Raw genomic sequence first — 12,903 nt, 5'->3', positions numbered from 1 at the left:
CCATCCGGCCAGGGCATAGTTTAACCCGTTTCACGGGTTGGCATTACATAAAACGACACATTTCGACATGTTCCGGCAATTTTTTACCGGCACGCATCGCACATTTCGGCACAGCGCCGATGAAATAACCACTTGCAAAGCCTCTTGACTCTTTTACCATTAGGCTATTGTTTTGTCTTACAGGATAGGAGTGTTGCATGACACCTAAAGTTCCTTTTCCGCCGCGTTTACCTTCTCCCTCCAGCCATTTGCCCCTGACGCTGATGTCGCTTGAGGACTGGGCGCTGGTCGGGCTGACCGGGCCGGATACCCTTAAGTACCTGCAGGGCCAGGTCACCACCGATGTGGAGGCTATGGCGCGCGATCGGCATATCCTGGGCGCGCATTGCGATGCAAAAGGTAAAATGTACAGCAATATGCGTATATTCCATCGCGGCGCGGGCATGGCCTATATCGAGCGGCGCAGCGTGCGCGACGCCCAGCTTGCGGAACTGAAAAAATACGCGGTATTTTCCAAGGTCGCCATGACGGCGGACGAGGACGCGCTGCTGCTGGGCGTCGCCGGGTTTCAGGCGCGCGCGGCCCTGGCCGGCCTGTTTGCCGCCCTGCCCGACGCCGAACATCAGGTGGTGGAGGACGGTGAAACGTCGATCCTGCATTTCAGCCTGCCCGCGGAGCGTTTTTTACTGGTCACCACCCCCGGCGTCCTGGAGCAACTGCTGCACAAGCTTGAGGGCCAGGCACAGTTGACCGACAGCCGTCAGTGGCTGGCGTTGAATATCGAAGCCGGGTTGCCGGTCATCGACAGCGTCAGCAGCGCGCAGTTTATTCCCCAGGCGGTCAACCTGCAGTCGCTCGGCGGCATCAGCTTTACCAAGGGCTGCTATGCCGGGCAGGAGATGGTGGCGCGCGCCAAATACCGGGGCGCCAATAAACGGGCGCTGTACTGGCTGGCCGGTAAAGCCGGCCGCGTGCCGGCGGCGGGAGAAGACCTTGAGCTGCAAATGGGCGATAACTGGCGCCGCACCGGCACGGTACTGGCCGCCCTGCAACTGGAGGACGGCAGCGTCTGGGTACAGGCGGTGCTGAATAACGATCTGGCGGCGGATAGCCGGCTGCGGGTCAAGGACGACGCCGCCGGCGCGCTGGCGATCCAGCCCCTGCCTTATGAAATCGAGTAAAGCAAACCGGCGCCGCCGCCTTTAAGCGGGAAGTGACCGACGCGCCCGGCGGCATAGGCATGGCGCCGGGTGTCGTGTGACTTTGACGGCGTTATCCCTGTTATCCGCGGCCGCCGGGCGGCATTAAATATACAAATAAATCGCCAGGAAATGGCATACGCTGCCGCCCAGCACAAACCCATGCCAGATGGCGTGATTGAACGGGATACGGTTGCAGGCGTAAAAAATGACCCCCACCGTGTAGACCAGACCGCCCACCGCCAGCAGCGTCAGGCCGCCCACCGGCAGGCGCTGCGCCAGCTGATAAATCACCACCAGCGATAGCCAGCCCATGGTCAGGTAGGTGATAAGCGATATCACCTCAAAACGATGGGCAAACGCCAGTTTGAACACGACGCCCAGCAGCGCCATGCTCCAGATCACCACCATCAGGCCCTTGGCCAGCGGCGACGCCAGGCCCACCAGCAGGAACGGAGTGTAGGTACCCGCGATCAGCAGGTAGATGGCGCAGTGGTCCATCTTTTTCAGCCAGCGCTTGGCCGGCGGATGGGGAATGGCGTGGTAGAGCGTAGAGGCCAGGAACAGCAGAATCATGCTGCCGCCGTACAAACTGTAGCTGGTGATGGCCGTCACGTCGGCGCCGACATGACCGGCCTGCACCAGCAATAGCACCAGGCCGACGATACCGAAGATCAGGCCGATGCCGTGACTGATGCTGTTGGCGATCTCTTCCGCCAGTGAATATCCCTGAGCTAATAGCTTATTAGCCATACGTAATACATCCTCAATCTTAACTCATTATCATTTTCGCCAACCGCACCAAGCTTAGCTGAGAACCATTCCAGTGTACACGCGTAAGCTGAAAAAATGTTAACGCGCCCTGACGGCGGCGGCGCGCTTCGCACCCTATCGTCCCGGCGGCGATGGGAAACGGCGTGCAGAGAGCGTTCGAAATTGCCGCCGGTTTGGCCTACAATGTGGCGCTTTACGCTAGCGTGGTTAAAAATTGATATGTCTGAACTAACGCCTGAACTCGCCTTCGGCGAACTGACCGAAGTGATCGCTTTTTTAATGGAAATCGACAAGCTTAAAAGCATTCAGCGCCGCACCAAGGTCCTTGGCACCCAGCGTCAGGAAAATACCGCCGAGCACAGCTGGCATTTTGCCGTCGCGGCGATGGCGCTCGCGCCCTATGCGGACGATAACGTCGATATCAACCGGGTGATCCAGATGGCGCTGGTGCACGATATCGTGGAAATCGACGCCGGCGACGTACTGGTTTACGATTTGGTCGGGCGGGCGGCGGTGCATGCCCAGGAAGAAGCGGCCGCCGAACGGCTGTTCGGCCTGCTGCCGACGCCGCAACGCGGGCATTTCCATCAGCTATGGCTGGAGTACGAGGCGGGCGAAACGCCCAACGCGCAGTTTGCCCTGATGCTGGACCGGCTGATGCCGGTGCTGATGAACCTGCATAACCGCGGCCAAAGCTGGGTGGAAAACGGCATCCGGCTTGAGCAGGTGCTGACGCGCAACGCCTTTATCGGCGACGTTTACCCTGCCCTTTGGGAACATCTGAAACGCCATCTTGACGCCGCCCATCAGAACGGCTGGCTGAAGTAGCCCGGCCGGACGCCGCCGGCGCGCGCTGGCGCGCCATATCGGTATGCCGGGTCAGGGCGGGACGCGCGTTGCCGCGCGCGGCACGCGGTTCCCCGGCGCCCGCTGCCGGGGAAGGCACCAGGCATTCGCCCCCGCCGCCAATCAGGTGCTTTAGTCCCATCTCTTCCAGCGCGGCGCGGATCAGCGCGGCATTGGCCGGATCGTGGTAACGCAGCAGCGCTTTATGCAAGCGGCGCTGGCGATCGCCGCGCGGCACCACCACCTCTTCGCTCTTATAGTCCACCTTGGCCAGCGGATTCTTGCCGGTGTAATACATGGTGGTGGCGCTGGCCAGCGGCGACGGATAAAAATTCTGCACCTGGTCGAGCCGAAAACGGTTTTTCTTCAGCCATAACGCCAGGTTGACCATATCCACATCGCGCGTGCCCGGATGCGCCGAAATAAAATAGGGAATAAGGTACTGTTTTTTCCCCGCCTCGGCGGAGTAGCGATCGAACAATGCCTTAAAGCGGTGGTAGCTGCCCATGCCCGGCTTCATCATCTTCGCTAAGGGCCCGGCCTCGGTATGCTCGGGCGCAATCTTCAGGTAGCCGCCCACATGGTGCAGCGCCAGTTCCTTGATATAGCGCGGATCCTCCACCGCCAGATCGTAACGCACGCCGGAGGCGATCAGCACCTTTTTGATGCCTTTGACCGCCCGCGCCCGCCGGTAGAGCGAGATGGTCGGCTCATGATCGGTATCCATATGCGGGCAGATTTCCGGATAGACGCAGGAAGCGCGGCGGCAGGTCTGTTCCGCCCGGGGCGATTTACAGCGCAGCATATACATATTGGCGGTCGGCCCGCCCAGATCGGAAATCACGCCGGTAAACGCCGGCACCGTATCGCGAATGGCCTCGATCTCGCGCACGATGGACGCTTGCGAGCGGCTTTGGATAATACGGCCTTCATGTTCGGTAATCGAACAAAACGAGCAGCCGCCGAAGCAGCCGCGCATGATATTGATGGACGAGTGAATCATCTCATACGCCGGGATGGCCGCCTTGCCGTAGGACGGATGCGGCACGCGCTGGAACGGCAGGGCGAAAACCTGGTCCATCTCCGGGGTGGTCAGGGGAATGGCCGGCGGATTGATCCAGACATAACGATCGCCGTGTTTTTGCATCAGCGCCCGCGCGCAGCCGGGGTTGGTTTCGTGATGCAGGATGCGCGAGGCATGGGCATACATCACCTTATCGCCTTTGACTTTTTCGAACGAAGGCAGCAGCACGTAGGTTTTTTCCCACGGCTTGGGTTTGGCGGCGCGCACCGTTACCGATCCGGCCTGCGGAGCCGGCGCCGCGCCGTCGGCACAGGGCAGGTCGTCGCCATAGGGATTAAGGATCGGTTCGATGCGCCCAGGCTGGTCCAGGCGGGTGGAATCCACCCCGCTCCAGCCGGGCAGCGGCTCCCGGCGCATAATGGCGGTATTGCGCACATCGTCGATGGCGCCGATCGCCTCCCCCGCCGCCAGCCGATGGGCTAGCTCCACCAGCGGCCGCTCGCCGTTGCCGTAGATCAGCATATCGGCTTTCGAATCCACCAGCACCGAGCGGCGCACGGTATCGGACCAATAATCGTAATGGGCGATGCGCCGCAGGCTGGCCTCAATGCCGCCAAGGATCACCGGCACCTCTTTGTAAGCTTCCTTGCAGCGCTGGCTATAGGCCATGGTGGCGCGGTCCGGACGCTTGCCGCCGACGTTGCCGGGGGTGTAGGCGTCGTCATGGCGCAGCTTGCGGTCGGCGGTATAGCGGTTGATCATCGAATCCATATTGCCGGCGGTGACGCCAAAAAACAGGTTCGGCCGCCCCAGGCGCATAAAGTCGTCCTTGCTGGTCCAGTCCGGCTGGGCAATGATGCCGACGCGAAACCCCTGGGATTCCAGCATGCGGCCGATAATCGCCATGCCGAAGCTGGGATGATCGACATAGGCGTCGCCGCTGATTATCACCACATCGCAGCTGTCCCACCCCAATTGTTCCATTTCGGCGCGCGACATCGGCAAAAACGGCGCGATGCCGTAACATTCCGCCCAATAAGGAGGATAGGAAAACAGGCCGCGTTCGGGTTGGATCAGGCTGGTGGACGCCATACAAGCACTCTTTATCTGGTTAATTCGCCGGGCGGCGATTATACGCGTACCCGGCGAAATAAGCAGGGATCTTTATCAGTAGTGCGGGCTTTTCCCGATAAAAACAGCCAAATGCCAGGTTATGACCATTGCGGAAACGGATCGCCATACCAGAACCACATCTCAGGTCCCTGCGCCATTTCCCGATCGGTCAGCAGACAGGCGTCAAAACCTGCCCTTAAACCCGCCTCATCCATGCCGATTCCGATCAGCACCAGTTCCTGACGGGCATCGCCGACCCCGTCAACCCAGTTGTCGTGAATAAATGCCAGCGTATCGGGATCGCCGGGCCATCGATCGCGGGGTATGGCGGCCCACCAGCAGCCAGCCGGAGCATGCCTGCTGACGCCGCCGGCCTGCGACCATGAACCGGCATGCGCCGGACGGGTGGCCAGCCAGAAAAAACCCTTGGAACGCATCACCCCGGGCCAATCCTTCGCAATCCAGGCGTAGAAGCGCTCTGGATGAAACGGCCGGCGGGCGCGATAGACAAAGTGGGTAATGCCGTACTCTTCGGTCTCCGGCGTATGCTCGCCGCGCAGCTCCTTCAGCCAGCCCGGCGCCTGCGCCGCCTGGTCAAAATCAAACAATCCGGTGTTCAGGACGCTATCCAGCGCCACCCGGCCGAATTCAGCCGCTTCGATTTTTGCCCTTGGGTTCAGGCCGCGCAGGATAGCCAACAGGCGCAGGCGTTCGTCTTCGCCGATCAGATCGATTTTGTTCAGCACCAGCACATCGCAGAATTCGATCTGTTCGATCAGGAGATCCACCACCGTGCGCGGGTCCTCCACGCCCAGGGATTCGCCCCGGGATGACAGGCTGTCGCGCGAACCGTAATCGCGCAGGAAGTTGAACGCATCCACCACGGTGACCATGGTATCCAGGCGGGCGACGTGCGACAGGCTCAGGCCGTCGTCATCGGTAAAGGTAAAGGTCTCGGCCACCGGCAGGGGTTCGGAAATACCGGTGGATTCGATGACCAATTGGTCGAATTTGCCCTCTTTCGCCAGCCGGCCGACTTCCAGCAGCAAATCTTCCCGCAGGGTGCAGCAAATGCAGCCGTTGCTCATCTCCACCAGCCTTTCATCCGTTCTGGACAATTCGGCGCCGCCGTCGCGCACCAGTGCCGCATCAATATTCACGTCCGACATATCATTGACGATCACCGCCACGCGGCGGCCTTGCCGGTTGTTAAGGATGTGGTTAAGCAAGGTGGTTTTACCCGCGCCAAGGAACCCCGAAAGCACGGTTACCGGCAGGGGAATGGATGCACGCCCTTCCCCCATCCGGGTTATGCCGGGCATTTTATCTGTCGCACGCATGTTTCACTCCATCAGTGTTGTGGTTGGTAAAAGGGCGGAGAAGTCCGTGCTTTAATGTTACGTTATAACATAACGTATTCAATAAAGACCAGAGCTTTCCCGCGTCTTTCGCCTGCGGGACACACAGAAGGAATGGATAAGGTAAAGGCCGTTATTTTTGCCGGGCGGCTTGTTCGGTAAACGCGCGGAAAATGGCCAGCGTTTCCTCGCTGACATGATGCTCCAGCCCTTCGGCATCCAGGCGCGCCGTCTCAGGACTGACGCCCAGCGCCAGCAGGAACGACTCGACCACCTGGTGCCTTTCCCGGCTGCGCGCCGCCAGCGCCTCGCCCTCGGGGGTAAGAAAAACGCCGCGGTAGGGTAATTGCCGGATTAGCCCCGCCGCGGCCAGCCTTTTCAGCATTTTCGCCACCGTGGGCTGCGATACGCCCAACCGCGCGGCCAATTCCACCTGGCGGACTTCGCCGAAATCACGGATAAGATCGTCGATAAGCTCCACATAATCGTCCATCAGCTCGGCACGGTGGGCTGCCCTGACCTGAAGGAAACCCTGCGCATGTTCCTGTACATCCACAAGTTGCGTGCTACGGACGGGCATATCCGCTTTTTCAGGGGTGGTCATAGTCCTTCCTCTTGATGTACGGCTGCATAAGGCCATCACCGGCGATGGCGAGGTAAAGCATAGCATTGTTACCAAAGGCGTTGATAAACAAAATAGGCATGCACGGCGCGGCGGTGACGACAAACAGATTAAGTTTGCCTTTGCTATACAGTATAGCTCATGCTATATATGAACATTAAAGCATCACTTGTTAATTATATACATGCAAATGTAATGACGCCCCGGCCGTGCGGACATCGGTAAAAGATGACGACACTGTACTCCGACCCTGCCAGGGCCAGCCTGATGACCGGAAGCGTTTATGGAGATCGCCGACATGCCGTTATTGCCGTTAAAGAGACGTTTTTCCGCCCTGGCGCCATGGGGCCTGCTGTTTGGCATGGCGTTATCGCTTGCCGGCACCCCCGCCATGGCGGAGAAAAAATTCAAGGTGATAACCACCTTTACCATTATTCAGGATATGGCGCGCAACGTGGCCGGCGACGCGGCGGTAGTGGAATCCATCACCAAGCCCGGCGCGGAAATCCATGATTACCAGCCTACCCCGCGCGATATCGTCAAGACCCAGTCGGCGGACCTGATTTTGTGGAACGGCCTGAACCTGGAACGCTGGTTTGCCCGTTTTTTCGATAATATCCATGACGTGCCCTCGGCCGTAGTCACCGAGGGCATCGAGCCGCTGCCTATCCGTGAAGGCCCCTATAACGGCAATCCCAACCCCCATGCCTGGATGTCGTCCGCCAATGCGCTGATCTATGTGGAAAACATCCGCAAGGCGCTGGTGCAATACGACCCGGCCAACGCCGACGCCTACAACCGCAACGCCAAAGCCTATGCGGAGAAAATCGCCGCCACCGACGCCCCGCTGCGCGCCCGGTTGGCCAATATTCCCGCATCCCGGCGCGTGCTGGTGACCAGCGAAGGCGCCTTCAGCTACCTGGCGCGGGATTACGCCCTGCGCGAAGCCTATCTTTGGCCGATCAACGCCGAGGAGCAGGGCACGCCCCAGCAGGTGCGCCGGGTGATCGATCTGGTGCGGGAGCAGCAGGTCCCGGTGGTGTTCAGCGAAAGCACCATCTCGGATAAACCCGCCCGGCAGGTCGCCAAGGAAACCGGCGCGCGCTACGGCGGCGTGCTGTATGTCGATTCGCTGTCGGCAGCCGGCGGGCCGGTGCCCGACTACCTCAGCCTGCTTAACGTGACGGTGGATACCATCGCCAGGGGGTTCGGCCAATGAACAACACCGGCTATCAGCCCGATCTCCGGGTGGACGACGTGACGGTCACCTACAATAACGGCCATACCGCCATCAGCAACGCCAGTTTCCGGCTTACCGGCGGCACCATCTGCGCGCTGGTCGGCATCAACGGCAGCGGCAAATCGACATTGTTCAAAAGCATTATGGGCATGGTGCGCCCTTCCTCCGGCAAGGTTACCCTGGATAACCTGCCGGTGGCGAAGGCGCTGCGTAAAAACCTGATTGCCTATGTGCCGCAAACCGAGGAAGTGGACTGGAATTTCCCGGTGCTGGTGGCGGATGTCGTGATGATGGGGCGTTATGGCAAAATGTCTTTCCTGCGCATCCCTTCCGCCGAGGATAAGGCCCAGGTGGACCGGGCGCTGGCGCGGGTCGGCATGAGCGCATTCCGCCAGCGCCAGATTGGCGAACTGTCCGGCGGCCAGCGCAAACGGGTGTTCCTGGCGCGGGCGCTGGCGCAGCAGGGACGGGTCATGCTCCTTGACGAGCCGTTTACCGGTATTGATGTGCAGACCGAAGATGCCATTATCGCGCTGCTGCAATCGCTGCGCGCCGAAGGCCATCTGATCCTGGTCTCTACCCATAACCTGGCCAGCGTGCCGGAATTTTGCGACCGGGTGGTGATGATCAACCGCACAGTACTGGCCGCCGGCCCTACCGCCGCCGCCTTTACCCAGGAAAACCTGGAGCGGGTATTCGGCGGCAGGCTGCGCCAGTTTGATATCGCGGCGGCCGGGGCGCCGCGGGCCGGACTGCGCGCGGTCGACGCCGATAAGCGGGTTTCGTGATGATGGCGCTCTTGCTACAGCCGTTTCAGTACGATTATATGCTCAAGGCCATTTGGGTAAGCGGCATTGTCGGCGGGGTCTGCGCCTTTCTTTCGGCCTACCTGATGCTCAAGGGCTGGTCGCTGATGGGGGATGCGCTGTCCCACTCGGTGGTGCCGGGCGTGGCGGGCGCGTATGCGCTGGGTTTGCCCATCGCCGCCGGCGCGTTCCTGACCGGTATGCTGGCGGCGCTGGTGATGACGCTGGTGCGCCATTATACCCGGCTGCGCGAGGACGCCATTATCGGTTTTGTCTTCACCACTTTTTTCGCCGTCGGGCTACTGATCGTTTCGCTAAATCCCACGTCGGTCAACGTGCAATCGATCATCTTCGGCAATATCCTCGGGATAGCCGACGCGGATGTCCTGCAGGTGCAGGTGATAAGCGGCGTGTCTTTTATCGTGCTGTGCGTGATCTGGAAGGATCTGCTGGCGGCGTTTTTTGACGAGGGCCATGCCGTCTCCATCGGCCTGTCGCCGCTGCGCCTGAAAATTATTTTTTTCACGCTGTTGAGCGCCTGTACCGTGGCCGCGCTGCAAACGGTCGGCGCCATCCTGGTCATAGCCATGGTGATAACGCCCGGCGCCACGGCGTACCTGCTGACCGATCGCTTCCCGCGCCTTATCATAATCGCCGTGATCATCGGCACCCTGACCAGCGCCTGCGGCGCCTGGCTGAGCTATTTCCTGAACGGCGCCACCGGCGGGGTTATCGTTACCCTGCAAACCCTGGTTTTCCTGCTGGCGTTTTTGCTGGCGCCGAAACACGGGCTGCTGGCCGCCAAGATGCGTGGCCGGGCGCGGGCTAAAGACAGACGGAGCGCCGGATGATGGCATGGTTGGATTACCTGCTCGCCTATGTCGCCGAACCACTGGGCTTTCCGTTTATGCAACGGGCGATTATCGCCGCCATCGCCACCGGCGTGGTGTGCGCCATCTTGTCGTGCTTCCTGGTGCTCAAAGGCTGGTCGCTGATGGGGGACGCCATCTCCCACGCGGTGCTGCCGGGCATTATCCTGGCCTATATCGCCGGACTGCCGATCGTGGCCGGCGCCTTTGGATCGGGTATCGTATGCGCCCTGGGCACCGGTTATATCAAAGACCACTGCCGGGTGAAGGAGGACACGGTCATGGGCATTGTCTTCTCGGGCATGTTCGCCCTCGGCCTGGTGCTATTTTCACGTATCGATACCGACCAGCACCTCAGCCATATCCTGTTCGGCAATGTGCTGGGCATTACGCCCGCGGAGCTGTGGCAGGTCGTGTTGATAGCCGGCGCGGTATCCCTGGTCATCCTGGTCAAGCGCCGGGATCTGATGCTGTATTGTTTTGATCCGGCCCAGGCGCGGGTGCTGGGCCTGTCGGTAAAGACGCTGCATTATGGCCTGTTATGCCTGCTGGCGCTGACCATTGTCGCCGCCCTGCAGGCGGTGGGCGTGATACTGGTGATCGCCATGCTGATTTCACCCGGCATTACCGCCTCCCTGCTCGCCCGCCGGTTCGACGGGATGCTGCTGGCGGCGGTGCTGGTCTCGGTGTTCTCCTGCGTTACCGGCACGCTGATAAGTTTTTATATCGACGGCGCCACCGGGCCCTGTATCGTTATCGTCCAGGCCGTGCTGTTTGTGGCGGCGCAAATCTATCGCCTCGCCCGGCGCAAAAATCACGCGGCCACCGCCTGAGCGCATCCGCCGGGCGCGGCGACGCTATCATGGTGCTGGCGCCGGGCGATACTTGCCAATCGCCTTCCCTTTTGTTGGTGCAAAATCCAGCCAGCAAATATCGCCGCGTCCAGGAATAAACATCAGTAATCCAGCTCCCCAGCGATGGGCGCCGCCAGATCGTCGGCATGGGCGGTATACGCGGCAAGTCCCATTAACAGGTCGGATTCCCGGAACCGTTTTTTATGGGCTTTTTGAATGACTAATCCTTACTCGCTCATCTCGATATCCACCGTATCCCCCGCTTCGAAATGCGGGATGGTTTTAAGGTTACCGGATAAACGCAGCGCAATGCTATTGCCCCATTTTTGTAAAACCGCCTGGGTATGCATAACAACCTTATAGGTAAAGGTATCGACAATGAGTAGACATGCAGCATGCGCGATGTCAACACCGTGGGTGTCCGCCATACCCGGCACAGGGTGCCTTGTGCCGGGTATCGGGCGTGATGACTGAAAAATCAGATCCCCGGGCATCACCGGCGTCTCGCCAAGGCCATCTCTGACCTGGACGCCGCGGCCTAGGGCGTCTGGCACCAGTTACGCTGCTTGACGATGCCGCCGTCGGGGGAGGTAAAGCCGATGCAGCCTAAGATACTGTCATAGAGTTTTTCATGGAATACCGGCGTCTTGGCCGCCGCGAGGGCGCGCAGACCGGCTAAACGCCGCCTGGTGATCGCTCCCGCGCAGGAAGCCGTCCGAGGCCCAGACCATAATGGGGATGGTGCGTTGTTCAATCGGCGCATGATCGCGCGGCGTGCCGTGGAAATGCATATTTTCCGCGATGGATTCCCCATGATCGGAGGCGTAGAACACGATGGCGTTACGATCGCGCAGCTGATCGAAGACCTGTTTCAGGAAATAGTCGGTGTACAGCAGGCTGTTGTCATAGGAATTGACCAGTTCCTCGGTGGAGCAGGCATCGTCGATGCCCTGGCATTCCGGCTGGTAACGGGCGAACTGGCGCGGATAACGCTCCGTATACATATAATGGGAACCCTTGGTATGCAGCACGATCAGGTGCTTGCCGTCGGGATGGCGCGCCAGGGAATCGTGCAGTTCGTCCACCAGCGCCATATCGTCCACCGGCTCGCCCGCGTTGCGTTTTTCCGCCTGAATGGTTTCCCGCAGGGCATAGTCGTCGGCCATCACCTTATTATAGAACCAGGCCTCGCTCTGCATGGAAAACAGCTCGGAGCTAAAGCCCTGTTTTTTTAATACGGAAAAGACGTTCATCTCTTTCAGGGTGCGCTGCGGCGCTTCCGACGCGCCGCCCTCGCGCACAAACATGCAGCGCAGGGAGAGCTTGGTGGACGTATCGCAGGAGTAGCCCTGCAGCAGCGCCAGGTTCTTTTCCTTGTCCAGGTTGGGCGTATTATCGCGCTGGTAGCCGTAGGCGCCCATATGGTCGCGGCGCGCGCTCTCGCCGATGATAAACACCACATACAGATCCTTGACATCCTTCGGCGCCACATACGTAAAATGCTGCGCCGGATCGTACAGCTTGCGGCTGTCCTCCGCCTGGCTATAGGAGCTGTAGATCAGCATGCCGAGCGCCGACAGCCAGTTTGACGGCGAGTAGGAGCCGGCGACCACGCCGCCGTAGCTGGCCATGGTGCGGTTATTCTCGCGATCGTGCTGGTCCTGTACCTGGCCCATCAGCTTCAGCGGCAGCCAGCAGCACAGGGCGGCGGTAACGATCAGCAGCCCTTTTTTGGAAATATGCCTGACGTTGCTGCGCCTGAGCGCCGCTTCGGGCATCGGCGCCAGCCAAATCAGCGCCAGGGGGATCAGGCTGACCAGGATAACCCAGATAAAGAAGTGGTAACCCACCGATTCCTTTGACAGGTCCACATCGGTGGTCATCACGGCGGCCAGGATGCCGTAGCCGATATCCACGTTGTACAGCACCATGTAATAACTGGCGGCCACCGAACTGACCACCACCAGGGTGACCAGTACGCGATAGAGTGTCTTGCCCAGCAGCGAGAGCAGCATGGTCAACAAAAACACCAGTGAAAACAATGCCAGCACTTCGATAGCCACCGACAAGGCATTATTATATTGCAGTTGCTGGTAGCGGCGGATCAGAATGGGTATGTTAAGAATAATCCCGATATAAAAAGCGATAAACAGGGAAATTTTCAGTTGGGATAGTTGCAGAAGCTTTCTCATTAATTC

General features: G+C 59.9%; 12 protein-coding genes and 1 pseudogene. 6 read left to right on the top strand and 7 right to left on the bottom strand.

Annotated elements, in window-relative coordinates:
- Positions 1-43: 43 nt before the first annotated feature.
- On the bottom strand, positions 44-199 hold the full coding sequence (locus tag ACL2XF_RS25105) for a hypothetical protein (RefSeq protein ID WP_410013610.1): 156 nt from the start codon (positions 197-199) through the stop codon (positions 44-46).
- On the opposite strand from ACL2XF_RS25105, the gene ygfZ reads away from it, so the two are divergent.
- Positions 198-1,181, top strand: a complete 984-nt coding sequence (gene ygfZ, locus ACL2XF_RS25100) for a tRNA-modifying protein YgfZ (protein WP_413727715.1) — start codon at positions 198-200, stop codon at positions 1,179-1,181. The genes ACL2XF_RS25105 and ygfZ overlap by 2 nt on opposite strands.
- Before the next feature lie 123 nt (positions 1,182-1,304).
- On the opposite strand, the gene trhA is transcribed toward ygfZ, so the two are convergent.
- Positions 1,305-1,952, bottom strand: a complete 648-nt coding sequence (trhA, locus tag ACL2XF_RS25095; RefSeq protein WP_410013608.1) for a PAQR family membrane homeostasis protein TrhA — start codon at positions 1,950-1,952, stop codon at positions 1,305-1,307.
- 240 nt (positions 1,953-2,192) lie between these two features.
- On the opposite strand from trhA, the gene ACL2XF_RS25090 reads away from it, so the two are divergent.
- Positions 2,193-2,801, top strand: a complete 609-nt coding sequence (locus tag ACL2XF_RS25090) for an HD domain-containing protein (protein WP_413721410.1) — start codon at positions 2,193-2,195, stop codon at positions 2,799-2,801.
- Here ACL2XF_RS25090 and ACL2XF_RS25085 read toward each other — a convergent pair.
- From ACL2XF_RS25085 to mntR, 3 genes are all read right to left on the bottom strand, one after another.
- Complete coding sequence (locus ACL2XF_RS25085; RefSeq protein ID WP_413727714.1) at positions 2,719-4,935, bottom strand: YgiQ family radical SAM protein; 2,217 nt, start codon at positions 4,933-4,935, stop codon at positions 2,719-2,721. The two genes, ACL2XF_RS25090 and ACL2XF_RS25085, sit on opposite strands and share 83 nt — an antisense overlap.
- A gap of 119 nt (positions 4,936-5,054) precedes the next feature.
- Complete coding sequence (zigA, locus tag ACL2XF_RS25080; RefSeq protein ID WP_413728861.1) at positions 5,055-6,260, bottom strand: zinc metallochaperone GTPase ZigA; 1,206 nt, start codon at positions 6,258-6,260, stop codon at positions 5,055-5,057.
- A gap of 187 nt (positions 6,261-6,447) precedes the next feature.
- Positions 6,448-6,918, bottom strand: coding sequence for a manganese-binding transcriptional regulator MntR (gene mntR / locus ACL2XF_RS25075; RefSeq protein ID WP_413721412.1), 471 nt, complete (start codon positions 6,916-6,918; stop codon positions 6,448-6,450).
- 316 nt (positions 6,919-7,234) lie between these two features.
- Here mntR and ACL2XF_RS25070 point away from each other — a divergent pair, with 316 nt between their 5' ends.
- From ACL2XF_RS25070 to ACL2XF_RS25055, 4 genes are read left to right on the top strand one after another with little or no spacing between them, the layout of a single operon-like run.
- The gene (locus ACL2XF_RS25070) at positions 7,235-8,155 is read left to right on the top strand and encodes a metal ABC transporter substrate-binding protein (protein WP_413728860.1); all 921 of its coding nucleotides are present in this window, start codon (positions 7,235-7,237) and stop codon (positions 8,153-8,155) included.
- Positions 8,152-8,964: an ATP-binding cassette domain-containing protein gene (locus ACL2XF_RS25065; protein ID WP_410013604.1), complete on the top strand. Its 813-nt coding sequence runs from the start codon at positions 8,152-8,154 to the stop codon at positions 8,962-8,964. The genes ACL2XF_RS25070 and ACL2XF_RS25065 overlap by 4 nt, the downstream gene beginning before the upstream one ends.
- Positions 8,964-9,833 (top strand): metal ABC transporter permease, encoded by an 870-nt coding sequence (locus tag ACL2XF_RS25060; protein WP_410013603.1) that lies wholly within the window; start codon positions 8,964-8,966, stop codon positions 9,831-9,833. Before ACL2XF_RS25065 ends, ACL2XF_RS25060 begins: the two co-directional genes overlap by 1 nt.
- Entirely contained in the window at positions 9,830-10,684 is an 855-nt protein-coding gene (locus ACL2XF_RS25055; protein WP_413727713.1) for a metal ABC transporter permease, read from the top strand. The genes ACL2XF_RS25060 and ACL2XF_RS25055 overlap by 4 nt, the downstream gene beginning before the upstream one ends.
- Before the next feature lie 248 nt (positions 10,685-10,932).
- Here the strand turns inward: ACL2XF_RS25055 and ACL2XF_RS25050 are convergent, their stop codons facing one another.
- Together ACL2XF_RS25050 and eptB are read right to left on the bottom strand one after the other, a co-directional pair.
- Positions 10,933-11,133 (bottom strand): hypothetical protein, encoded by a 201-nt coding sequence (locus tag ACL2XF_RS25050; RefSeq protein WP_413727712.1) that lies wholly within the window; start codon positions 11,131-11,133, stop codon positions 10,933-10,935.
- Between the two features lie 110 nt (positions 11,134-11,243).
- Positions 11,244-12,897 (bottom strand): annotated as a pseudogene (gene eptB, locus ACL2XF_RS25045) (kdo(2)-lipid A phosphoethanolamine 7''-transferase).
- Positions 12,898-12,903: the final 6 nt, after the last annotated feature.

Source organism: Sodalis sp. RH19 (assembly GCF_047324215.1).
Lineage (GTDB): Bacteria > Pseudomonadota > Gammaproteobacteria > Enterobacterales > Enterobacteriaceae > Acerihabitans.
The sequence above is the reverse complement of the archived record's forward strand: the minus strand, read 5'-3'. Positions and strand labels throughout refer to the sequence as shown.

Bases quoted from the DNA above. Each gene is read 5' to 3' on its own strand.
- ACL2XF_RS25090 (WP_413721410.1), top strand. From the start codon at position 2,193: ATGTCTGAACTAACGCCTGAACTCGCCTTCGGCGAACTGACCGAAGTG.
- ygfZ (WP_413727715.1), top strand. From the start codon at position 198: ATGACACCTAAAGTTCCTTTTCCGCCGCGTTTACCTTCTCCCTCCAGC.
- ACL2XF_RS25050 (WP_413727712.1), bottom strand. From the start codon at position 11,133: ATGGCGGACACCCACGGTGTTGACATCGCGCATGCTGCATGTCTACTC.
- ACL2XF_RS25105 (WP_410013610.1), bottom strand. From the start codon at position 199: ATGCAACACTCCTATCCTGTAAGACAAAACAATAGCCTAATGGTAAAA.
- ACL2XF_RS25060 (WP_410013603.1), top strand. From the start codon at position 8,964: ATGATGGCGCTCTTGCTACAGCCGTTTCAGTACGATTATATGCTCAAG.
- mntR (WP_413721412.1), bottom strand. From the start codon at position 6,918: ATGACCACCCCTGAAAAAGCGGATATGCCCGTCCGTAGCACGCAACTT.
- zigA (WP_413728861.1), bottom strand. From the start codon at position 6,260: ATGGGGGAAGGGCGTGCATCCATTCCCCTGCCGGTAACCGTGCTTTCG.
- ACL2XF_RS25065 (WP_410013604.1), top strand. From the start codon at position 8,152: ATGAACAACACCGGCTATCAGCCCGATCTCCGGGTGGACGACGTGACG.
- ACL2XF_RS25055 (WP_413727713.1), top strand. From the start codon at position 9,830: ATGATGGCATGGTTGGATTACCTGCTCGCCTATGTCGCCGAACCACTG.
- ACL2XF_RS25070 (WP_413728860.1), top strand. From the start codon at position 7,235: ATGCCGTTATTGCCGTTAAAGAGACGTTTTTCCGCCCTGGCGCCATGG.
- ACL2XF_RS25085 (WP_413727714.1), bottom strand. From the start codon at position 4,935: ATGGCGTCCACCAGCCTGATCCAACCCGAACGCGGCCTGTTTTCCTAT.
- trhA (WP_410013608.1), bottom strand. From the start codon at position 1,952: ATGGCTAATAAGCTATTAGCTCAGGGATATTCACTGGCGGAAGAGATC.